This is a genomic window from Streptomyces vulcanius (assembly GCF_042653945.1).
GTDB classification, from domain to species: Bacteria; Actinomycetota; Actinomycetes; order Streptomycetales; family Streptomycetaceae; genus Streptomyces; species Streptomyces mangrovi.
In genome coordinates, this window is sequence record NZ_JBHSFK010000028.1 from 1 (window position 1) to 21,777 (window position 21,777).

Genomic DNA, 21,777 nt, shown 5'->3' on the forward strand with positions numbered 1-21,777 from the left:
TTCATAGTGTTTCGGTGGTCATAGCGTGAGGGAAACGCCCGGTTACATTCCGAACCCGGAAGCTAAGCCTTACAGCGCCGATGGTACTGCAGGGGGGACCCTGTGGGAGAGTAGGACACCGCCGAACTCCTTTTAGAGCTCTGGCTCTTGGGCGAACAGCCCAGGGGCCAGAGCTTTTTTGCGTTGAGGTAGGGTCAGGGGGCATCATCGGCTCGTTTCCCACTGGAGGCCCCCGGGTGGAGGTCCAGGAGACCCGTGTTCAGACCGACCGGGTCCTCACCATCCCGAACATCCTCAGCATGGCCCGTCTCGTCGGTGTGCCCCTGTTCCTGTGGTTGATCCTCAGGCCGGAGTTCGGGGGCCCGCAGAGCGACGGCTGGGCTCTTCTTGTGCTGGCTCTGAGCGGAGTCAGCGACTACCTGGACGGCAAGCTGGCTCGGCGCTGGAATCAGGTCAGCAGCCTCGGCCGGCTCCTGGACCCGGCCGCCGACCGCCTCTACATTGTCTCGACTCTGGTCGGCCTCACCTGGCGAGAGATTCTGCCAATCTGGTTGACTGCTGCACTTGTAGTGCGGGAACTGGTTCTCCTGGTGATGGTGGGCATCCTCAGGCGCCACGGTTATCCGCCGCCACAGGTGAACTACCTGGGCAAGGCCGCCACCTTCAACCTGATGTACGCCTTCCCGCTGCTCCTGCTCAGTGACGGAAGTGGATGGATTGCGTCACTCGCTGCTATTTTCGGATGGGCGTTCGCAGGATGGGGTACAACGCTCTACTGGTGGGCAGGAGTCCTCTACGTGGTACAGGTCCGCCGCCTCGTTCGTGCGGACGCCATGGCCGGCTGAGCTCGCCGATTGGGCGGTAGCAGTGGCTCGATGGCCCGCTTCGGAAAAGTGCGGGACAATCTGGATGGGTGAAGTCGGCTAGACCGTCATCTCTTCTAGGAGGACGCTTCCGACATGAAGGCCGTCGTGATGGCCGGAGGCGAAGGCACACGCCTTCGTCCCATGACCTCGAGCATGCCCAAGCCACTCCTGCCGGTCGTCAACCGACCGATCATGGAGCACGTGCTGAGGCTGCTCAAAAGGCATGGGCTCAACGAGACCGTCGTAACTGTCCAGTTCTTGGCGTCGTTGGTCAAGAACTACTTCGGTGACGGTGAAGAGCTCGGTATGGAGCTCAGCTATGCCAACGAGGAGAAGCCACTCGGAACCGCGGGAAGCGTCAAGAACGCTGAAGAGGCGTTGAAGGACGACGCCTTCCTCGTCATCTCAGGTGACGCCCTCACTGACTTCGACCTCACCGAGCTGATCAGCTTCCACAAGGAAAAGGGCGCGCTGGTCACCGTCTGTCTGACGCGGGTGCCCAATCCGCTGGAGTTCGGCATCACCATTGTCGACGAAGAGGGCAAGGTCGAGCGTTTCCTCGAGAAACCGACCTGGGGCCAGGTCTTCTCGGACACCGTGAACACCGGTATCTACGTCATGGAGCCAGAGGTCTTCGACTATGTCGAGGCGGATGTGTCCGTCGACTGGTCCGGTGATGTCTTCCCTCAGTTGATGAAGGAGGGCAAGCCGGTCTACGGCTTCGTCGCCGAGGGTTACTGGGAGGACGTCGGTACCCACGAGAGCTATGTGAAGGCCCAGGCCGATGTGCTGGAGGGCAAGGTCGACGTCGAGATCGACGGATTCGAGATCTCCCCCGGCGTGTGGGTGGCGGAAGGTGCCGAAGTGCATCCGGACGCGGTGCTGCGCGGGCCCCTGTACATCGGGGACTACGCGAAGGTGGAGGCCGGTGCGGAACTCCGCGAGCACACCGTCGTAGGGTCGAATGTCGTCGTCAAGAGCGGGGCGTTCCTGCACAGGGCCGTGGTGCACGACAACGTGTACGTGGGTCAGCACAGCAATCTGCGCGGCTGTGTCGTCGGCAAGAACACCGACATCATGCGGGCCGCCAGGATCGAGGACGGCGCCGTCATCGGTGACGAGTGCCTGATCGGTGAAGAATCGATCGTGCAGGGGAACGTACGGGTCTATCCGTTCAAGACCATCGAGGCCGGCGCGTTCGTCAACACCTCGGTGATCTGGGAGTCCCGGAGCCAGGCGCATCTGTTCGGCGCCCGCGGGGTGTCCGGAATCCTGAATGTGGAGATCACGCCAGAGCTGGCCGTGCGGCTCGCCGGCGCCTACGCGACGACGCTCAAGAAGGGTTCCCAGGTCACCACGGCCCGTGACCACTCCCGTGGCGCCCGGGCGCTCAAACGGGCGGTGATCTCCGCGCTGCAGGCCAGCGCCATCGACGTCCGGGACCTGGAGAACGTGCCGTTGCCGGTGGCCAGACAGCAGACCGCGCGGGGGAGCGCCGGCGGGATCATGATCCGGACCTCGCCCGGGGTACCGGACTCCGTGGACATCATGTTCTTCGACGGACAGGGTGCCGATCTGTCGCAGGCCAGTCAGCGGAAGCTGGACCGGGTGTTCGCGCGGCAGGAGTACCGGCGGGCCTTCCCGGGAGAGATCGGGGACCTGCATTTTCCGGCCAGCGTCTTCGACTCGTACACCGGATCGCTGCTGCGGAACGTCGACACGACCGGGATCTCCGAGTCCGGGCTGAAGGTCGTCGTCGACGCGTCGAACGGAAGCGCGGGGCTGGTGCTGCCGAGCCTGCTCGGGAAGCTAGGGGTGGACTCGCTGACGATCAACCCCGGTCTGAACGAGTCCAGGCCCACGGAGACGGGTGACCAGCGCCGGTCGGGGCTCGTACGGCTCGGCGAGATCGTGGCGTCGTCGCGGGCCGCGTTCGGGGTGCGGTTCGACCCGGTCGGTGAGCGGCTCTCCCTGGTGGACGAGAAGGGCCGGATCATCGAGGACGACCGTGCTCTGCTGGTGCTGCTCGACCTGGTGGCCGCGGAGCGGCGCAGCGGGCGGGTGGCGCTTCCCGTGACGACGACGAGGATCGCCGAGCAGGTGGCGGCCTACCACGGCACCCAGGTGGAGTGGACGACGACCTCGCCCGACGACCTGACCAGGGTCGGCCGGGACGAGACGACGATCTTCGGCGGAGACGGCAAGGGCGGGTTCATCGTCCCCGAGTTCAGCAGTGTCTTCGACGGCACGGCCGCCTTCGTACGGCTGATCGGGCTGGTGGCGCGGACGCAGCTCACGCTCAGCCAGATCGACGCGCGGATTCCGCGGGCGCACGTCCTGAAGCGGGATCTGGCGACCCCGTGGGCGGTCAAGGGCCTGGTGATGCGGCGGGTCGTCGAAGCGGCCGGAGACCGCTTCGTGGACACCACGGACGGTGTGCGGGTGGTGGAGACGGACGGGCGCTGGGTGATGGTGCTGCCCGACCCGGCCGAGGCCGTCACCCATCTGTGGGCGGAGGGCCCCGACGACGCCTCCGCGCAGGCCCTGCTCGACGAGTGGTCGTCGGTCGTGGACAGCGCCGGGCGCTGATTCGGGCGGCACACGCGCGTGCCGGACAAGTGTCCCCAAGGGGGCCTGTCCGGCATGCCGGTGGGGCCATTCGGAGGTAGCGGCCGCGACATGCGACGATGTGCGGCATGCCGCAGCAGCCCCCCGTTCGGAGCACACCCACGCGCGTGTCGCGCCCGGACGCCTCCATGTCGCTGCTCACCAACGTCATGGACCACAGCCTCGACGAGGGATACGCCGAGGCCGCCGCCCGGAAGCAGTCCGAGGGTGCCGGCGGTCTGCCGAAGACGCTGCGGGCGAAGGTCGGGCTGGCTGCCGGGCTGGTGCTCGCGGCCCTCGTGGTGACTGTCGGGGCGGCGCAGGCGCGTATCGCGGCTCCGGTCGTGGCCAAGGAGCGCGAGGAGCTGATCGACCGCATCGACAGCGAGACGAAGGCCGCGGACAAGCTGGAGAGGACCGTCGACGAGCTGCGCGACGACGTGAGCGCGCGGCAGCGGGCGGCCCTCAAGGACAGCGGTGGCGGCGACGGCCGCGCGGATCTCGTGGACATCCTGTCGGGCGCCGTGGAGGTGCACGGCCCCGGGGTGAAACTCGTCGTGAACGATGCCAAGGAAGCCTCCACCGGCGGAGACGGCGACCCGCGCGAGACCTCCGGGTTCTCCGACACGGGACGGGTCCGCGACCGTGACATGCAGCGGGTCGTCAACGGGCTCTGGGCGTCGGGTGCCGAGGCCGTGTCGATCAACGGACAGCGCCTGACGGCGCTGTCGGCCATCAGGGCCGCGGGTGACGCGATACTGGTCGACAACAAGCCGCTGGTGCCGCCGTACACGGTGCTCGCGGTGGGGGACGGGAACACCCTCAGCACAAAGTTCCAGAACAGCTCGGACGGTGTGTATCTGAGCGTTCTGCAGGAGAACTACGGCATCCGGACGGCCATTTCCGTGGAGGACGACGTCCGGCTGCCCGCCGCACCGAGTGTGATCGTCCGTACAGCACAGCCGATAAGTGAGAAGGGCACATCGTGATCGCCGTACTGGGCCTCGTCGTGGGAGTCGTGGCCGGCCTGTTGGTCCGGCCAGAGGTTCCGGCGGTCGTCGAGCCTTATCTGCCGATCGCCGTCGTGGCGGCGCTGGATGCCGTGTTCGGGGGTCTGCGGGCCATGCTCGACGGCATCTTCGACGACAAGGTCTTCGTGGTGTCGTTCCTGTCGAACGTGGTCGTGGCCGCGCTGATCGTGTTTCTCGGCGACAAGCTGGGCGTGGGCGCGCAGCTGTCCACGGGCGTCGTGGTGGTCCTCGGTATCCGGATCTTCTCCAACGCCGCCGCGATCCGCCGGCACGTCTTCCGGGCGTGAGGCCGATGAACGATCAGGATCAGGTGCCCGAGAACAGGCTCCGCAAGGCACTGCCCGAGGAGGTCCCGGCGACCGAGACCCCGCAGCCCTTGGCCGAGGAGCCGGCGGACGCGGCGCTGACCGGCCGGCAGCGGCTGGCGAACGGGCTGTGGCCGCTCCGGGTGACCCGGGCCCAACTCATCGTCGCCCTGCTGCTGTTCGGCCTGGGCTTCGGTCTCGCGGTCCAGGTCGCCTCCAACAGCGACAGCGGGAACGCGCTGCGGGGTGCGCGCCAGGAGGACCTCGTCCGCATCCTTGATGAACTCGATGACCGTAGTCAGCGTCTAGAGGACGAGAAGCAAGGGCTCGAAAAGCAGCGGGCGGAGCTGGAGAACAGCTCCGACCAGGCGGAGGAGGCCCGGAAGCAGACGGTGGAGAAGGAGAGGCAACTCGGCATCCTGGCGGGCACGGTGGCCGCCCAGGGGCCGGGGATCACGATGACCATCGAGGACACGAAGGGGACGGTCGAGGCGGACATGCTGCTCGACGCGATCCAGGAGCTGCGCGCCGCCGGGGCGGAGGCGATCCAGGTGAACGGCGTGCGCGTCGTCGCCGGGACCTATCTGACGGATTCCGACAAGAGCGTGAGTGTCGACGGGAACAAGATCAATGCGCCCTTCCGTTTCAAGGTCATCGGCAATCCGCAGGACCTCGAACCGGCGCTGAACATTCCTGGAGGCGTGGTGCAGACTCTGGAGAAGGAGCAGGCCACGGTGACCGTCGAGCGGTCGGACAAGATCGTCGTGGACGCCTTGCGAGCGGCCGAGCAGCCTGACTACGCTCGGTCGTCCTCACGGTGAACCGGGGGTGCATGGGGGCCGTCCGGCAGGGGCAAGAGGTTGCGGGGGGTCGGCGCACCGATCGGGTGGTGCGTGGTGGAAACTGTCTGGTGGATACGGACGTTGTGAAGATGTCCGGGTCGGCCGGTGTAATCAGTCAGGGTTCGTCCTGCCCCACGGGCGGGTCTGTTTCGGTCAAGGGGAATCGCCCGTGAAGTTGTTTGCGAAGTTGTTCGGCAAGAGCGCGCGAGAGGGCAGCGACAACGCGACCGCTCGCCATCGCGCACAGCCCGACGAAGAGGGCCAGCGACCGCTGTTCCGTGACCAGGTGGGTGGTCCGGGTGGTGACATTTCCGGAGGTCAGGGTGCGGCGGCTGTTGACCCTGCCCAGTCCGGCGGCATAGGTTTCGGCCAACCGTCAGCCTCAAGTGCGGGTGGAGGGTTTTCCCCTATGTCGGCCCTGGTGTGTACGAGGTGCGGTAACCGCAACGCGGAGAACAGCCGCTTCTGCTCCAACTGCGGTGCTCCCCTGCGCCCCGGTCTGACGCCCGAGCGCGCGTCGGAGACGACCTCCACGATCTCCATCTCCGGTCTTGAGGCCTACGACTCCGAGGTCACCGGCCAGACCCAGCTGCCGGCGCTCTCCCCGGAGGCGCAGGCCGCGGTCGACGCGCTGCCGCTGGGCTCCGCGCTGCTGGTCGTGCGCCGCGGTCCGAACTCGGGCAGCCGCTTCCTGCTGGACGGCGATCTGACCACGGCCGGGCGGCACCCGCAGAGCGACATCTTCCTGGACGATGTGACGGTCTCGCGTCGCCACGTGGAATTCCGCCGCGGCGCGGACGGCACGTTCAAGGTGGCGGACGTCGGCAGCCTGAACGGCACCTATGTCAACCGGGAGCGGATCGACGAGGTCCCACTGGCGAACGGTGACGAGGTGCAGATCGGCAAGTACCGGCTGGTTTTCTACCCGAGCCAGCGGGGTTACTGACCCTCCCCCGGATTCCATCCGGGGGGAATCAAGGGAAGGTCCATGCTTCAAACACCGAGGGGCGGTGCCGGGCACGGCACCGCCGCCGCGGACGGTGGTCCGATGAGCATCGGCACCGTGCTGAACGTGCTGCGTGACGAGTTTCCCGAGGTCACCATCTCCAAGATCCGCTTCCTGGAGGCGGAGGGGCTGATCGAACCGCAGCGGACCCCGTCGGGGTACCGCAAGTTCAGCCCGCAGGACGTCGAGCGCCTCGGCCATGTTCTGCGGATGCAGCGGGACCACTATCTGCCGTTGAAGGTGATCCGGGAGCACCTGGACGCCGTGGAGCGTGGTGAGGCCGTACCCCTGCCGACCGTGGGGCGGCAGCGGGACGGAGAGACGACGGTCCTGGAGGCGCCCGACGCGCCCACCGCGGCGCGGATCGGGCGGGCGGAGCTGCTGGCGGCGGCCGGGATCGACGAGCCCGTGCTGGTGGAGTGGGAGTCCTACGGGCTCCTGGTGCCGCTGGAAGGCGGGGTCTACGACGCAGAGGCGGCCACTGTGGCCACGCTCGTGGCCGAACTGGGGCGGTTCGGGATCGAGCCCCGGCATCTGCGGGTGATGAAGGCCGCGGCCGACCGTGAGGCCGGTCTCGTGGACCAGGTGGTCGCCCCGCTCAAGCGGCACCGCAACCCGCAGACCAGGGCACATGCCGAGGCCCGGACGAAGGAACTGGCGGGGCTCACCGTGAAACTCCATGCGGCGCTCGTGCAGACCGCGCTCGGGGTGCGGCTGCCGTGAGCCGCTGATTTCGCCCTCGGCGGATCGGCCGCACGTTCCCGGCCCGACTACCCAAACGTCCCGGGCACGGCCTAGGGTTGCTGTGTGAACGAGCTCGATGTCGTAGGTGTCCGGGTCGAAATGCCCTCCAACCAACCGATCGTGCTGCTGCGCGAAGTGGGAGGCGACCGCTACCTCCCCATCTGGATCGGACCGGGGGAGGCGACGGCGATCGCCTTCGCCCAGCAGGGCATGGCCCCTGCGCGGCCGCTGACCCACGACCTGTTCAAGGACGTGCTGGAGGCCGTCGGCCAGGAGCTCACGGAAGTGCGGATCACGGACCTCCGGGAGGGCGTGTTCTACGCGGAGCTGGTGTTCGCCAGCGGTGTCGAGGTGAGCGCGCGCCCGTCCGACGCCATAGCGCTGGCGCTGCGTACCGGGACGCCGATCTACGGCAGCGACACGGTGCTAGACGACGCGGGAATCGCCATTCCGGACGAGCAGGAGGACGAGGTGGAGAAGTTCCGCGAGTTCCTCGACCAGATCTCGCCAGAGGACTTCGGCACCAGCAACCAGTAGCCGCTCGGGCCCGGCCCGTAGGCGCGCAGGTCCCGGCAATTGCCAGTGGCGGCTGAGAGCGTCCTACGGCTACTTCTCAGCGCATTCGGCTAGCCTTTCCCCGCGACGGGGTGCGGGAAACCACTCCTAGGGTGATTATCACTCGGCGTGGCGAGTGTGGCGATCGTTGACGCACCCCTGGTGACTGCCTACCGTCGAGAAGGCAGGTCAAGGACGGAGGTCGGCGTGAGAAGCAGCGGCGACGGTACGGCTGGGGGTGCCCCCGGACTCGGTATCGGGGGAAGCGGTCCGTACCCGCTTTACGGCAGCGCGGCCGATCACGTTCCGCAGCGACCGGCGGCCGTGCCGAGCAGCGGAGGGGCGACATCCATGGCGTCCGAGCAGATCGGCTACCGCGGACCGACGGCCTGTGCGGCCGCCGGCATCACCTACCGGCAACTCGACTACTGGGCGCGCACCGGCCTCGTCGAGCCGAGCGTGCGGCCCGCGTACGGGTCCGGCACGCAGCGTCTGTACAGCTTCCGGGACGTCGTCGTCCTGAAGATCGTCAAGCGATTCCTCGACACCGGGGTGTCGCTGCAGAACATCCGCACCACCGTCCAGCATCTGCGGGAGCGCGGCTTCCGCGATCTGGAGCGCATGACGCTGATGAGCGACGGCGCGACGGTCTACGAGTGCACCTCGCCGGACGAGGTCCACGCGCTGCTCCAGGGCGGCCAGGGCATCTTCGGGATCGCCGTCGGCGTGGTCTGGCGGGACGTGGAGAACGCGCTGTCGCAGCTGCACGGCGAGCGGGTCGACACCGGAGAGACGCTCGTCGGGCCCAACCCGGCGGACGAGCTGGCACGGCGGCGCAACCGGGCGGTCTGAGCCGCGGCGGCCCGCTGCCCGCGCCGTGCCGACGCTGTTGTCAGTGCCGTAGTGCAGCATCGGACGTGTGAGAAACGCGCCCACGATCCTGCATCTCGACATGGATGCCTTCTACGCCCAGGCGGAGCAGGCGTCCAAGCCGAGTCTGCGCGGGAAGGCCGTGGTCGTGGGCGGTCTCGGGCCGCGCGGGGTGGTGGCGACCGCGTCGTACGAGGCGCGGACCTTCGGGGTGCACTCGGCGATGCCCATGGCCCAGGCGCGCCGGCTCGCTCCGAACGCCGCCTACCTCGTCCCGCGCTTCGGCTTCTACCGGTCGATCAGCGACCAGGTGATGGCGCTGCTGCGGGCACTGTCGCCGCTGGTGGAGCCGCTGAGCCTCGACGAGGCGTTCGTGGACCTGGAGGCCGGGGGTACCGCCTGGGACGGGGAGTCGGCGCTGCTGGCCGGGATCCGGCTGCGGGCGGACATCAGGGCCGTCACGGGGCTCACGGGGTCGGTGGGGCTGGCGTCCTGCAAGATGCTCGCCAAGATCGCCTCCGAGCAGGCCAAGCCCGACGGTCTGGTGCTCATCGAGCCGGGGACCGAGCGGGCGCTCCTCGGACCCATGCCGGTGCGGACGCTGCCCGGGGTCGGGCCGGCCACCGGCGACCATCTGCGGCGGGCCGGCATCACCACGGTCGACGAGATCGCCGAGGCCGGTGAGGACGAGCTGGTGCGCATGGTGGGCAAGGCGCACGGACACGCGCTGTACGCGATGGCCCTGGCCCGGGACGACCGGCCCGTGGTGGCGGAGCGGGAGACGAAGTCGGTGTCGGTCGAGGACACCTACGACCTGGACATCCACGACCGGGTCCGGGTGGGGCTGGAGGTGCGGCGGCTGGCGGACCGGTGCGTGCGCAGGCTGCGGGAGTCCGGGCTGTCGGGGCGGACCATCGTGCTGAAGGTCCGGCGCTATGACTTCTCCACGCTGACCCGATCCGAGACCCTGCGCGGGCCGACGGACGATCCGGGGGTGGTGCGGGAGGCCGCGGCGCGGCTACTGGACTCCGTGGACACGACGGGCGGGGTGCGGCTGCTCGGGGTCGGGGTCAGCGGTCTGGCCGACTTCACCCAGGAGGACCTGTTCGCCCAGGCCGCGGAGGAGCGGGCGGACCTGTCCGAGGAAGAGGTGCCCGACGAGCCCGTCGGCGAGGAGCCGGTGCCGGCCGAGCACCGGTGGCGCCCCGGGCACGACGTACGGCACGCGGAGCTCGGGCACGGGTGGGTGCAGGGCAGCGGGCTTGGCCGGGTCACCGTGCGGTTCGAGACGCCGGAGTCGGAGCCGGGGCGGGTGCGGACGTTCCGCGTCGACGATCCCGAGCTGGCGGTTGCGGAGCCCTTGCCGCTGGTGCGGCGAACACCTGAGGAAGGGGACTCCGCGGCTGAGGAGGCGGCTGAGAAGGCGGCCGGGAAAGCGGCTGAGAGATTCGTTGCGGGGGAGGGAACCCCGGATCAGACCGAGTCGTTACAGAGAGTGAAGGGGGTGTGACATGACGGTACGGGAGGTTGCCGAGCGGGTCGCCCGGTGGGCGGAGCGGCGCGGTGATGTGGTGCGGCTGCTGCTCGTGGGGCTGCTGCTCGTGGGGTCCTGTGCGTGGGGCACCGCGGGTCCCGGTGGACTGGGCGCGGACCGACCCGGTCGACGCCGGCGCCCGCCGGGTCGTCACGGGCGGCGCGCGGGTGCTCCACGACCCCGCCGGGGCGCTCGCGGCACTCATACGGGTCTGCGGCTCCTGAAAAGATGCCGGAGGGGCTCAGCTCTCGTCGGTGCCTGCCAGTCGGCCGAAGTCGTGGTCAGGGAGCGGGGGCGGGGAGGCCACGTCGAGGCCGTAGTGGTGATACAGCTGGAGTTCCTGTTCGGGGGAGAGGTGGCGGCCCACGCCGAAGTCGGGGGCGTCCTTGATCAGGGCCCGGTCGAAGGGGACGCGCAGGGTGCCCTCCACCAGCTTGCTGGGCTCCAGCGGGACGAACGCGTCGCGGGAGAACAGGCCGGTGCGTATGGCCGCCCACTCGGGTACTCCGGTCGCGTCGTCCAGGTAGACCTCGTCGACGGTGCCGATCTTGGCGCCATTGCGGTCGAACGCCTTGCGGCCGATCAGGTTGCGCGGATCGATGTCGGTCTGCACGGGCCCTCCACGTGTTCGCAACTCCGTCGTAAGCACTACAAAAGAACACATTGGGACGCACGGCCACTCGAGGGGCCGTCATTGACCTCGCTGGTAGTCTGACAACGGCTGCAGACCCCATGCGGGAGAGTCCTCCGGACACCATCGGAGGCGCCGAAGGAGCAAATCCTCCCCGGAATCTCTCAGGCTCACGTACCGCACGGACGAGGTCACTCTGGAAAGCAGGACGGATGTCGACGGCGTCGACGGCCTCCGTCCTCACCGACGGTGAAAGCCGGCTGCCCGTGGGCGGCCGGTGAAGCTCTCAGGTTGAGATGACAGAGGGGGAGGCCGTCCGGGGATCCGTGCCGTGGAGCCCCTTGAAGGTCGTCAGACCAGGAGGCCTCAGCAATGACCGCCGATCGCATTCCACTCTCCGAACTCGAACAGGGAATCCCCTTCGAGCAGCGCCACATCGGGCCCGACCAGGAGGCCCGGGCCAAGATGCTCGCCCAGGTCGGATACGGCTCGCTCGACGAGCTGACCGCCGCCGCGGTCCCGGACGTGATCAAGAACGCCGGGGCGCTGGAGCTGCCGGGCGCGCGCACCGAGGCCGAGGTGCTGGCGGAGCTGAGGTCGCTGGCCGACCGCAACCAGGTCCTCCACTCGATGATCGGACTCGGGTACTACGGCACGTTCACGCCGCCGGTGATCCTGCGCAATGTCATGGAGAACCCGGCCTGGTACACGGCCTACACCCCCTACCAGCCGGAGATCTCGCAGGGGCGCCTGGAGGCGCTGCTGAACTTCCAGACCATGGTGGCCGACCTCACCGGGCTGCCGACCTCCGGTGCCTCGCTGCTCGACGAGGGCACGGCCGCCGCCGAGGCGATGGCGCTGTCCCGGCGGATGGGGAAGAACAAGAAGGGGCTCTTCCTGATCGACGCGGACGTGCTGCCGCAGACGGTCGCCGTGATCGAGACGCGCGCGGAGCCGACGGGCGTGGAGGTCGTGGTCGCCGACCTCAGTGACGGCATCCCGGCCGAGGTCGCCGGGCGTGAGATCAACGGGGTGCTGATCCAGTACCCGGGCGCCTCCGGTGTCGTACGGGACATCAAGGCGGTGATCGACGAGGCGCACGGGCTCGGTGCGCTGGTGACCGTCGCCGCGGATCTGCTCGCGCTGACGTTGCTGAAGTCGCCGGGCGAGCTCGGGGCGGACATCGCGGTCGGTACGACGCAGCGGTTCGGGGTGCCGATGGGCTTCGGCGGGCCCCACGCGGGCTTTATGGCGGTGCACGAGAAGTTCGCGCGCAGTCTGCCCGGGCGGCTCGTGGGCGTGTCCGTGGACGCGGACGGGCACAAGGCCTACCGGCTCGCCCTGCAGACGCGTGAGCAGCACATCCGGCGGGAGAAGGCCACCAGCAACATCTGCACGGCGCAGGTGCTGCTCGCGGTGATGGCAGGGATGTACGCCGTCTACCACGGGCCCGAGGGGCTGCGGGCCATCGCCCGGCGGACGCACCGGTACGCCTCGATCCTGGCCGCGGGGCTCACCGCAGGTGGTGTGGAGGTCGTGCACGGCTCGTACTTCGACACGCTGACCGCGCGGGTGCCCGGGAAGGCCGGCGAGGTCGTCGCCGCCGGGCGGGAGCGGGGTGTCAACCTGTGGCGCGTGGACGCCGACCGGGTGTCGGTCGCGTGCGACGAGACCACCGCGCGGGCCCAGGTGGCCGCCGTGTGGGCCGCCTTCGGGGTCGAGGGCGACATCGAGGCGCTGGACGCGGCGGCCGGGGAGGCGCTGCCCGCCGGGCTGCTGCGGTCCGACGCGGTCCTGACCCACCCGGTGTTCCACCAGCACCGTTCCGAGACGGCGATGCTGCGCTACCTGCGCCGGCTCGCCGACCGGGACTACGCGCTCGACCGGGGCATGATCCCGCTGGGCTCCTGCACGATGAAGCTCAACGCGACCACCGAGATGGAGCCGGTCACCTGGCCCGAGTTCGGGCAGCTGCACCCCTTCGCGCCCGCCGAGCAGGCGGAGGGCTACCTCACGCTCATCCGTGAGCTGGAGGAGCAGCTCGCCGAGGTCACCGGGTACGACAAGGTGTCGCTGCAGCCGAACGCCGGCTCGCAGGGCGAGCTGGCCGGGCTGCTGGCCGTGCGCGGGTACCACCGGGCCAACGGGGACGAGCGGCGGACCGTGTGTCTGATCCCGTCCTCCGCGCACGGGACGAACGCGGCGAGCGCCGTGATGGCGGGTATGAGGGTGGTCGTCGTGAAGACCGCCGAGGACGGCGAGATCGACGTCGAGGACCTGCGGGCCAGGATCGAGCAGCACCGCGAGGAGCTGGCGGTGTTGATGATCACGTACCCGTCGACGCACGGGGTGTTCGAGGAGCACGTCGCCGACATCTGCGCCCAGGTGCACGAGGCGGGCGGGCAGGTGTACGTGGACGGCGCCAACCTCAACGCGCTCGTCGGGCTCGCCAAGCCGGGCCACTTCGGCGGTGACGTCTCCCACCTGAACCTGCACAAGACCTTCTGCATCCCGCACGGCGGCGGAGGGCCGGGTGTGGGCCCGGTGGCCGTACGGTCGCACCTCGCGCCGTATCTGCCGAACCACCCGTTGCAGCCCGCCGCCGGGCCCGCGACGGGGGTCGGGCCGGTCTCGGCCGCGCCCTGGGGGTCCGCGGGGATCCTGCCGATCTCATGGGCGTATGTGCGGCTCATGGGCGGGGAGGGGCTGAAGCGGGCCACCCAGGTGGCGGTGCTCAGCGCCAACTACATCGCCAAGCGGCTCGAACCGCACTACCCGGTGCTCTACACCGGCCCCGGCGGGCTGGTCGCGCACGAGTGCATCATCGACCTGCGACCGCTGACCAAGGCGACCGGGGTCAGCGTGGACGATGTCGCGAAGCGGCTGATCGACTACGGGTTCCACGCGCCGACGATGTCGTTCCCGGTGGCGGGGACGCTGATGATCGAGCCGACCGAGTCCGAGGACATCATCGAGCTGGACCGGTTCTGCGAGGCGATGATCGCCATCCGCGCGGAGATCGACAGGGTGGGCGCCGGGGAGTGGCCGGCCGAGGACAACCCGCTGCGGCAGGCTCCGCACACCGCCGCCGCGCTCGGCGGGGAGTGGGAGCACGCGTACACCCGTGAGGAGGCCGTCTTCCCGGCCGGGGTGTCCGCCGCCGACAAGTACTGGCCGCCGGTGCGCCGGATCGACCAGGCCTTCGGCGACCGGAACCTGGTCTGCTCGTGCCCGCCGCTGGACGCGTACGAGGACTGAGCCCGGAGAGGTGGGGCCCCGGCCGCCGCGCCGGGGCCCGCCTGTCCGCTACACCGTCTCCAGGGACACCTCGGTCGACTTGATCAGGGCGATGACGTCGGAGCCCACGAAGAGGCCGAGGTCGATGGCCGCGTCCTTGGTGATTACCGCGGTGAGTTCGCCGCCCGGCACGGAGATCTTCACGGAGGCCATGACTTCGCCGGTGACGAGACCGGTGATCGCGCCGGGAAGCCGGTTGCGGATCGAGAGGCCGTCGACCGGGCCGGTGGCCAGGGAGACCTCCGTCGACTTCACCAGGGCCCGGACGGCGGTACCGGCGGTCAGGGCGAGCTGCTGGGCGGCTTCCAGGGTGATGGCCGCCATGAGGTCCTGGCCGCCGTCGAGGTGGACCTTTACGGCGGCCATCACCTCGCCGGGGTGGACGGCGGTGACGGTACCGGGAAGCTGGTTGCGGATGCTCAGGGTCATGGGCACCAACGTAGGCCGCCCGGTGCCTCAAGCCGGGTATGCGTGGGTCTGGGTCGCCTTGACCGTCGCCCAGACCGTGGCGCCCGGGTGCAGGTCGAGCTCGGCGGCGGCGACCGTGGTGAGGTCGGCGGCGAGCGGGAGTTCGCCGCCGAGGTCGGCGCGGATCTGGTCGCCGTGGGTCTCGAGACCGGCCACCTCACAGCGCCAGAGGTTGCGGGCGCTGGTGCCGGTGGGGCGGTCGCGGTGGAGGGTGACCGCGCTCGGCGGGAACGCGACGAACACCGGGCCGGTGAGGATCTCGGTGGTGGTGATGGCCGGGCCGGTGTCGAGCCGGACCGTGTGGCCGTCGGCGCGGCCCCGGTAGAGGTTCAGGCCGACCAGCTGGGCGATGTAGTCCGTGCGGGGATGGCGGGCGATGTCGGACGGGCCGCCCTCCTGGACGATCCGGCCGTCCTCCACGACGACGAGTCGGTCGGCGAGGACCATGGCGTCCAGCGGGTCGTGGGTGACGAGGACGGCGACCGCCTCGAAATCGGCCAGATGGCGCCGGAGCTGGGCCCGTACCTCCAGTCGGGTGCGGGCGTCCAGGGCCGCCAGGGGCTCGTCGAGCAGCAGCAGCCGGGGGTTCGTGGCGAGGGCGCGGGCGACGGCGACACGCTGCGCCTGGCCGCCGGAGAGCCGGCGCGGCTTGGCACCGGCGTGGGCGGCGAGGCCCATGCGCTCCAGCCACTCGGCCGCCAGGGCACGGGCCGCCGTCTTGGATGCGCCTAGGCAGCGCGGGCCGAAGGCCACGTTGTCGAGGGCGGTGAGGTGCGGGAAGAGCAGGTAGTCCTGGAAGACCACGCCGACCGGCCGGGACTCGGGCGGGGTGCGCTCCAGGGCCGTACCGTCCAGCCGGAGGTGGCCGGCGCTGAGCGGGACGAGCCCGGCGAGGGCGCGCAGGGCGGTGGTCTTGCCGGCGCCGTTCGGGCCGAGCAGGGCGACGACGTCGCCGGGGGCCGCCGACAGGGCGATGTCGAGGCGGAAGGAGCCGCGGTCGACGACCAGACGGGCGTCGAGGCCCTGGGCATCGGGAGCGGTCACCCGGACATCGTCTCGTATCGTGCTCATGACGCCGTCATCCAGCGGTCCCGCAGCCCGGCGAGGACGGCGATCGACACGGCCAGCAGGACCAGGCTGAGGGCTATGGCCGCCTCCGGGTCGCTCTGGAGAGCGAGGTAGACCGCGAGCGGCATGGTCTGGGTGCGGCCGGGGAAGTTGCCGGCGAAGGTGATCGTCGCGCCGAACTCGCCGAGCGCCCGGGCCCACGCCAGGACCGCGCCCGCCGCGACGCCCGGCGCGATCAGGGGCAGGGTGACCCGGCGGAAGGCGGTGAAGCGGGAGGCGCCGAGTGTGGCGGCGGCCTCCTCGTAGCGGGGGTCGGTGGCCCGCAGGGTGCCCTCCACGCTGATCACGAGGAACGGCATCGCCACGAACGCCTCCGCGACCACGACACCCGCCGTGGTGAAGGGCAGCGTGATCCCGAACCAGGAGTCGAGCAGGCGCCCCACGACGCCGTTGCGGCCGAGAGCCATCAGCAGCGCCACACCGCCGACCACCGGCGGCAGCACCAGCGGCAGCGTCACCAGGGCCCGGACGAGACCGCGCCCGGGGAACTCGACCCGGGCCAGCAGCCAGGCCAGCGGCACCCCGAGCACCAGGCTCACCGCCGTCGCCGCCGTGGCGCAGATCAGGGAGAGCCGCAGGGCCTGCCATACCTCGGCGCTGGTCAGCAGATCGGGCATGGCCCGCCAGGGAGCCCGGATCAGCAGGGCGAGAAGCGGGAGGACCAGAAACACCAGGCCGATCAGCGCCGGCAGAAGGAGGGGCAGTGGGACGCCCGTGCGGACGCGTCGCGGAGCGCTCTCCAGAGCGTCCGCGGCGCGGGGTTTCACGGGTGACGTCACGGCTTGAGGAACCCGGCCTCGCTCAGGACCTTCTGGCCGTCGGCGGACTGCACCAGCGCGATGAACGCCTTGGCGGCGGCCGCGTTGGGCGCGTCCTTGAGCAGCGCGATCGGGTAGTCGTTGATGGCGTCGGCCGACTCGGGGAAGTCCACGCCCTCCACCTTGTCACCGGCCGCGTGCACATCGGTCTTGTAGACGACCGCCGCGTCGGCCTCCTTCAGCTCCACCTTGGTCAGGGCGGCCTTGACGTCCTGCTCGAAGGAGACCGGGGTGAGCTTCAGCTTTGCGGCGTCGAGCGCCTTCTGGGCGGCGGCGCCGCACGGCACGGTCCTGTCGCACAGGACGACCTTCAGCGAGGACTTGGTGAGGTCCTTGAGGGAGGCGACCTTGTCCGGGTTGCCCGGCAGGGTGGCGATCTCCAGCTGGTTGCGGACGAAGGTGACCGGCTCGGTGGCGTTGTCCTTCGCGTCCGTCACGATCGCCATGGTCTTGGGGCTGGCGGAGGCGAAGACATCGGCGGGAGCGCCGCCGGTGATGCTCGCGGCGAGGGTGTCGCTGCCGCCGAAGTTGAAGGTGACCTTGGTACCGGGATGCTCCTCCTCGAACTCCTTGCCCAGCGCCGTGAAGCTCTCCTTCAGGGAGGCGGCGGCGAAGACGGTGACGGTCCCGGACAGCTCGGGCGAGGAGGACGATGACGACGCCGATGACGAGGAGGCGTCCGAGTCGGACGACCCGCACGCGCTCAGGGCCATCAGCGCGGCGACTCCGGCGCCGGTCACCTGAAGGGTGCGGCGGGTGCGGCGCTTGGTACGGGTCATCACGGTGTACTCCTCGGTCATGCGATCCCTCGAACGGCCCTGAGGAGTGATGATGCCGCATATGCGAGGCATACGTCTCCTGTCGCTTCGCATAATCGGCGGCGATCGCTGTCCGGGGTGTGCATGTGCGTTCGTACGGCCGTTCAGACGCGGTCGATGTGGACGTTCGTCGATTTCACCCGGGCCGTGGCCTCCATGCCGACCTCCAGGCCCAGCTCCTCGACGGCCTCTCTGGTCAGCAGGGAGACCAGGCGGTGCGGGCCGGCCTGGATCTCGACCTGGGCGGCGACGTCGCCGAGCTTGACCGCGGTGACGATCCCGGGGAAGGCGTTGCGGACCGAGGTGTACGGGGTGTCGTCGTCGGCCGTGTCGGACCTGGCGAGTTCCACGGAGAACGCGGCGAGGTCCTTGCCGTCGATGAGACGCCGTCCGGCCTCGTCGCGATGGGTGGTCACCCGGCCGGCGTCCGCCCAGCGGCGCGCGGTGTCGGGGCTCACGCCGAGCAGCCGTGCCGCCTGGCCGATTGTGTAGGACTGCATGCGGATCACCATAGGGCCGCGAGTCGCCGACGGGGACGTCAGTGCCGCTCAGCCCGTGTGGACGCGCGGCCTGCGGTTGCGGTCGGGTTCCGCCTCGCGCAGGACCTCGCGGGTGACCGGGGCGACCTCGCCCTGGCCGAAGAGGAAGAAGCGCATGAAGTTGGCGAAGGGGTTGCCCTCGGTCCACTCGAAGTACATGTGCGGGGTGCGGTTGGTGGTGTCGCGGACGTGGAGGAGCAGGGCGGCCAGGGCGTTCGGGACGGAGGAGGACTCCAGGGTCAGGACCCGGTAGCGGTTGTGCAGGACCTCGCCGCGTACGGTCAGGCCCGCCTCGAACTCGGAGGGGTCGAGGACCGTCACCTCGACGAAGACGAAGTCCTCGCCGGGGACGTCGTTGTCCTCCCGGATCTGTTCGATCTTCTCGCGGTACTCGGTCTTGTCGCGCTGGTCGGGCTCGTTGGCGATGAACCGTATCTTGCGGCTGGCCATGTCCCGGATGAAACGTTCCGCCATCGGGTCGAGCGTCACGCTGGTCACGCGGAGTTCGAAGGCGCGGGCCAGCCGGGACAGCAGGGAGACCAGAATGATGCCGGCGATGAAGCAGGCACCGATCTTCACGCCGTCCGGGCGCTCGATGACGTTGACGACCGTCGTGTAGAGGAACACCGCCGAGATGACCGCGAAGCCGATGGTCCAGCCCCGCTGGCCGGCCTTGTGCGCGGCAATGGTCACGGCGATGGCGGCGGAGCTGATCAGCACCAGCACACCGGTGGCGTACGCGCCGCCCTGGGCGTCGACGTCGGCGTCGAAGATCCAGGTGACCAGGAACGCGATCAGGATGAAGACGATGACCATCGGGCGGACCGCGCGGGCCCAGTGCGGGGCCATGCCGTAGCGGGGCAGGTAGCGGGGCATCAGGTTGAGCAGGCCGGCCATCGCTGAGGCGCCGGCGAACCAGAGGATGGCGATGGTCGAGACGTCGTAGACCGTGCCGAAGGCCCCGCCGAGGTATTCGTGCGCCAGGTAGGCGAGGGCGCGGCCGTTGGCCTGGCCGCCCGACTCGAACTCCTTCTCCGGGATCAGCAGCGTGGTGATGAAGCTGGTCGCGATCAGGAAGGCGCTCATGATGAAGGCGGCCGTGGTGAGCAGCTTCTTGGTGTCCCGGATACGGCCGGTCGGCGTTTCCTCGGTGTCGGTGTCGTCGCCCCTGACATGCGGCATGACGGCGACGCCGGTCTCGAAGCCGGAGAGGCCGAGCGCGAGCTTGGGGAAGACGATCAGGGCCACACCGACCATCGCGAACATGTTGCCGTGCTCGGCGGTGAGCGCGCTGGACCAGTCGGTGACGACATGGTCCGCGGTGGCCACGTGCCACAGGCCGACGGCGACGACCACGACGTTGAGCGTGAGGTAGAGGCCGACGAGCGCGAAGGCGACGCCGATGGCCTCCAGGAAGCCCTTGAGGAAGACCGCGCCGAGCAGGGCGACGAGGATGAGGGTGATCAGCAGCTGCTTGTCGTGCAGGGCGCTGGTCAGATGCGGGTTCTCGACCAGGTGGGTGGAGGCGTCGGCGGCCGAGAGGGTGATGGTGATCAGGAAGTCGGTGGCGGCGAAGCCGAGCAGGGTCAGCACGAACAGCTTGCCCTGCCAGAACGACAGCAGCCGCTCCAGCATCGCGATCGAGCCCTCACCGTGCGGGCTCTCCTCGGCGACCCGCCGGTACACCGGCAGCGCGCCGGCCAGGGTGACGATCACCAGCACGATCGTGGCGACGGGCGAGAGCAGGCCTGCGGCCAGAGCCGCGATGCCCGGCTGGTAGCCGAGGGTCGAGAAGTAGTCGACACCGGTGAGGCACATCACCCGGAACCAGGGCTGGCCCCTGTGCTCCGGCTCGGGCTTCTCCGCCTTCTCCGCCTGTGGAGCGTGTCCCTTGCCCATGTCGGCCAGGCCCTCCAGCATCCAGGCGCGCAGGCGGCTGGGGGGAGGGTGCTCGGTGGTGGCCATCGGTGTGCTCCTGGATGCGGCTCAGCGTGGGATTTCGGCCATCACGCGGCCGGCGGCAACAGCGTAAGCGGAGAGTGACGCCCGGGCCCATGCCTCCCGGCGGTCCTGGGCGTCAAGCTTCCGTTAAGACTCGCCATGTGGGCGGGGGTGGCGCGACAGGAAACCGGCGTCCCGAGGTCGCGGAGCCGGCTGGGCCGTATGGGGGACGGCCCCTGGGGCGGACACGAAGCGTCATGGGCTCGGTGGCGCCTGGGAGAGGGTTCTTCGTAATGTTCGCGGCTGTGAGCGAATGTTTCGGAGTGAAGGAGGCGCTCGCCCCTCGCGGTTCCTTGAAGTCGCCCTTGGATTGCCTGTGTTCAAGGGGTTGCCACTCGCAGAAGGGTGTCTCTAGGGTGCGGCAGCAGCGAAGCTTTCTGGATTTGGTCCGAAACTTTCGATCTACCCAAGGAGCGCACAATGGGCGACCCGGCACTGTCCCGCCGCGGCTTCCTGGCGGCCTCCGCCGCCGCCGGTGTGAGCATGACGGCGCTGAGCGGCTGCGGCGGCGACTCGGACGGAGGGTCGTCGGGGACGACCACGATCGAGTGGTGGAACATCTCCACCACCCAGCCGACCAAGGACGTCTGGGCCGGGCTCGCCAAGCAGTTCGAGGCGCAGAACCCCAGGGTGAAGATCAAGATCGTCCAGCTGGAGAACGACCCCTACAAGTCGAAGATGACGGCCCTGACCGCCTCCGGGAAGCTCCCCGACATCTTCCACACCTGGGGCGGCGGTGTGCTCAAACAGCAGATCGACGCCGGACTCGTCGAGGACCTCACCGACAAGAGCAAGGGGTGGGGGGACGGACTGCTGTCGGTCGCCCGCGAGCCGTACCTGTTCGACGAGAAGGTGTACGGCGTCCCGTTCGACATCGGCATGATCGGCTTCTGGTACAACAAGGCGCTGTTCAAGCGGGCCGGTGTCAGCGAGCCGCCCACCACCTGGAGCGGCTTCCTGGACGCCGTACGGAAGCTGAAGTCCGCCGGGATCACCCCGCTCGCCCTGGCCGGCAAGGAGAAGTGGCCGGGCATGTACTACTGGGCCTACCTCGCCATGCGCACCGCCGGGATCGACGCCCTGCGCAAGGCCGACGAGGACAAGGACTTCACCGGGGACGGGTTCGTCCAGGCCGGGGCACACCTCCAGGACCTGGTCGATCTCCAGCCGTTCCAGAAGGGCTTCCTCGGCGCCGCCTACAGCAGCCCCACCGGCCAGGCCGCCGCCATGGGCAACGGCAAGGCGGCCATGGAGCTGATGGGGCAGTGGGCGCCGGTGGTGGAGGCCGACGCGGGCAAGGGGATCGGCGCGGACCTCGGGTTCTTCCCGTTCCCGGCGGTCGAGGGCGGCCAGGGCGCGCTCACCGAGGTGTTCGGCGGAGGCGGCGGACACGCACTGCGCAAGGACGCCCCGCAGGCCGCGGTCGACTTCCTGAAGTTCTTCGCCTCGGCGGCCACGGACACCACGCTCGTGAAGAAGACCGGGGTGCTGCCCGTCGTACCGGCCGCCGAGAGCGCGCTCACCGACCCCAACCTGTCCGCCGTACAGGCGCAGTTGAAGTCCGCCACCGGCTTCCAGCTCTATCTCGACCAGGCGTACGCGCCCGCCGTCGGCCAGGAGGTCAACGACAGCGTCGCCGGGCTCATCGCGGGGTCCAAGTCGGCCCAGCAGGTCGCGGAGTCGATCACCAAGGTCGCGAAGGAAGAGCAGTAGCCGG

Annotated in this window: 20 protein-coding genes, 1 rRNA gene and 1 riboswitch; of the genes, 14 read left to right on the forward strand and 7 right to left on the reverse strand. The window is 69.5% G+C overall.

Annotation, left to right across the window (positions count from 1 at the left end; translation table 11 throughout):
• Positions 1-10 precede the first annotated feature (10 nt).
• The 12 genes from rrf (at position 11) to ACFPIH_RS35050 (ending at position 10,584) form a co-directional block, all read left to right on the forward strand.
• Positions 11-127, forward strand: a 5S ribosomal RNA gene (rrf, locus tag ACFPIH_RS34995).
• Positions 128-236: 109 nt separating this feature from the next.
• Positions 237-845: a CDP-alcohol phosphatidyltransferase family protein gene (locus ACFPIH_RS35000; protein WP_381181776.1), complete on the forward strand. Its 609-nt coding sequence runs from the start codon at positions 237-239 to the stop codon at positions 843-845.
• 114 nt (positions 846-959) lie between these two features.
• Entirely contained in the window at positions 960-3,455 is a 2,496-nt protein-coding gene (locus tag ACFPIH_RS35005) for a sugar phosphate nucleotidyltransferase (RefSeq protein WP_381181774.1), read from the forward strand.
• A 167-nt stretch (positions 3,456-3,622) separates the two neighbouring features.
• Positions 3,623-4,462, forward strand: a complete 840-nt coding sequence (locus ACFPIH_RS35010) for a DUF881 domain-containing protein (RefSeq protein WP_381181792.1) — start codon at positions 3,623-3,625, stop codon at positions 4,460-4,462.
• Complete coding sequence (locus tag ACFPIH_RS35015) at positions 4,459-4,791, forward strand: small basic family protein (protein WP_003988855.1); 333 nt, start codon at positions 4,459-4,461, stop codon at positions 4,789-4,791. Before ACFPIH_RS35010 ends, ACFPIH_RS35015 begins: the two co-directional genes overlap by 4 nt.
• Positions 4,792-4,796: 5 nt before the next feature.
• Positions 4,797-5,630, forward strand: coding sequence for a DUF881 domain-containing protein (locus tag ACFPIH_RS35020; RefSeq protein WP_381181771.1), 834 nt, complete (start codon positions 4,797-4,799; stop codon positions 5,628-5,630).
• Positions 5,631-5,712: 82 nt separating this feature from the next.
• Positions 5,713-6,597, forward strand: a complete 885-nt coding sequence (locus ACFPIH_RS35025) for an FHA domain-containing protein (RefSeq protein WP_381181790.1) — start codon at positions 5,713-5,715, stop codon at positions 6,595-6,597.
• Between the two features lie 42 nt (positions 6,598-6,639).
• Positions 6,640-7,380, forward strand: a complete 741-nt coding sequence (gene ftsR / locus ACFPIH_RS35030) for a transcriptional regulator FtsR (protein ID WP_381181769.1) — start codon at positions 6,640-6,642, stop codon at positions 7,378-7,380.
• A gap of 84 nt (positions 7,381-7,464) precedes the next feature.
• Entirely contained in the window at positions 7,465-7,938 is a 474-nt protein-coding gene (locus tag ACFPIH_RS35035) for a bifunctional nuclease family protein (RefSeq protein WP_004934251.1), read from the forward strand.
• 225 nt (positions 7,939-8,163) lie between these two features.
• Entirely contained in the window at positions 8,164-8,808 is a 645-nt protein-coding gene (locus ACFPIH_RS35040) for a MerR family transcriptional regulator (RefSeq protein ID WP_381181767.1), read from the forward strand.
• Between the two features lie 67 nt (positions 8,809-8,875).
• A complete protein-coding gene (locus ACFPIH_RS35045; protein WP_381181766.1) occupies positions 8,876-10,336 on the forward strand; it encodes a DNA polymerase IV in 1,461 nt (486 codons plus the stop codon).
• Between the two features lie 101 nt (positions 10,337-10,437).
• Entirely contained in the window at positions 10,438-10,584 is a 147-nt protein-coding gene (locus tag ACFPIH_RS35050) for a hypothetical protein (protein ID WP_381181764.1), read from the forward strand.
• A 17-nt stretch (positions 10,585-10,601) separates the two neighbouring features.
• Here ACFPIH_RS35050 and ACFPIH_RS35055 read toward each other — a convergent pair whose 3' ends face one another.
• Positions 10,602-10,973 carry a PRC-barrel domain-containing protein gene (locus ACFPIH_RS35055; protein WP_381181763.1) on the reverse strand — a complete coding sequence of 124 codons (372 nt, stop codon included), beginning with the start codon at positions 10,971-10,973 and terminating at the stop codon, positions 10,602-10,604.
• A 112-nt stretch (positions 10,974-11,085) separates the two neighbouring features.
• Positions 11,086-11,181, forward strand: a riboswitch (glycine riboswitch).
• 182 nt (positions 11,182-11,363) lie between these two features.
• Between ACFPIH_RS35055 and gcvP the strand changes: the two genes are divergently transcribed.
• Complete coding sequence (gene gcvP / locus ACFPIH_RS35060; protein ID WP_381181761.1) at positions 11,364-14,249, forward strand: aminomethyl-transferring glycine dehydrogenase; 2,886 nt, start codon at positions 11,364-11,366, stop codon at positions 14,247-14,249.
• A 48-nt stretch (positions 14,250-14,297) separates the two neighbouring features.
• Here gcvP and ACFPIH_RS35065 read toward each other — a convergent pair whose 3' ends face one another.
• From ACFPIH_RS35065 to ACFPIH_RS35090, 6 genes are all read right to left on the reverse strand, one after another.
• Positions 14,298-14,717, reverse strand: coding sequence for a TOBE domain-containing protein (locus ACFPIH_RS35065; protein WP_381181759.1), 420 nt, complete (start codon positions 14,715-14,717; stop codon positions 14,298-14,300).
• 27 nt (positions 14,718-14,744) lie between these two features.
• The gene (locus ACFPIH_RS35070; protein ID WP_381181757.1) at positions 14,745-15,827 is read right to left on the reverse strand and encodes an ABC transporter ATP-binding protein; all 1,083 of its coding nucleotides are present in this window, start codon (positions 15,825-15,827) and stop codon (positions 14,745-14,747) included.
• Positions 15,824-16,663 carry a molybdate ABC transporter permease subunit gene (gene modB / locus ACFPIH_RS35075; protein ID WP_381181755.1) on the reverse strand — a complete coding sequence of 280 codons (840 nt, stop codon included), beginning with the start codon at positions 16,661-16,663 and terminating at the stop codon, positions 15,824-15,826. The genes ACFPIH_RS35070 and modB overlap by 4 nt, the downstream gene beginning before the upstream one ends.
• Positions 16,660-17,481: a molybdate ABC transporter substrate-binding protein gene (modA, locus tag ACFPIH_RS35080; RefSeq protein WP_381181788.1), complete on the reverse strand. Its 822-nt coding sequence runs from the start codon at positions 17,479-17,481 to the stop codon at positions 16,660-16,662. Before modA ends, modB begins: the two co-directional genes overlap by 4 nt.
• 143 nt (positions 17,482-17,624) lie before the next feature.
• On the reverse strand, positions 17,625-18,020 hold the full coding sequence (locus ACFPIH_RS35085) for a TOBE domain-containing protein (RefSeq protein WP_381181753.1): 396 nt from the start codon (positions 18,018-18,020) through the stop codon (positions 17,625-17,627).
• A 48-nt stretch (positions 18,021-18,068) separates the two neighbouring features.
• On the reverse strand, positions 18,069-20,024 hold the full coding sequence (locus ACFPIH_RS35090; protein ID WP_381181751.1) for an APC family permease: 1,956 nt from the start codon (positions 20,022-20,024) through the stop codon (positions 18,069-18,071).
• A 456-nt stretch (positions 20,025-20,480) separates the two neighbouring features.
• On the opposite strand from ACFPIH_RS35090, the gene ACFPIH_RS35095 reads away from it, so the two are divergent.
• The gene (locus ACFPIH_RS35095) at positions 20,481-21,773 is read left to right on the forward strand and encodes an extracellular solute-binding protein (protein WP_381181750.1); all 1,293 of its coding nucleotides are present in this window, start codon (positions 20,481-20,483) and stop codon (positions 21,771-21,773) included.
• Positions 21,774-21,777 lie beyond the last annotated feature (4 nt).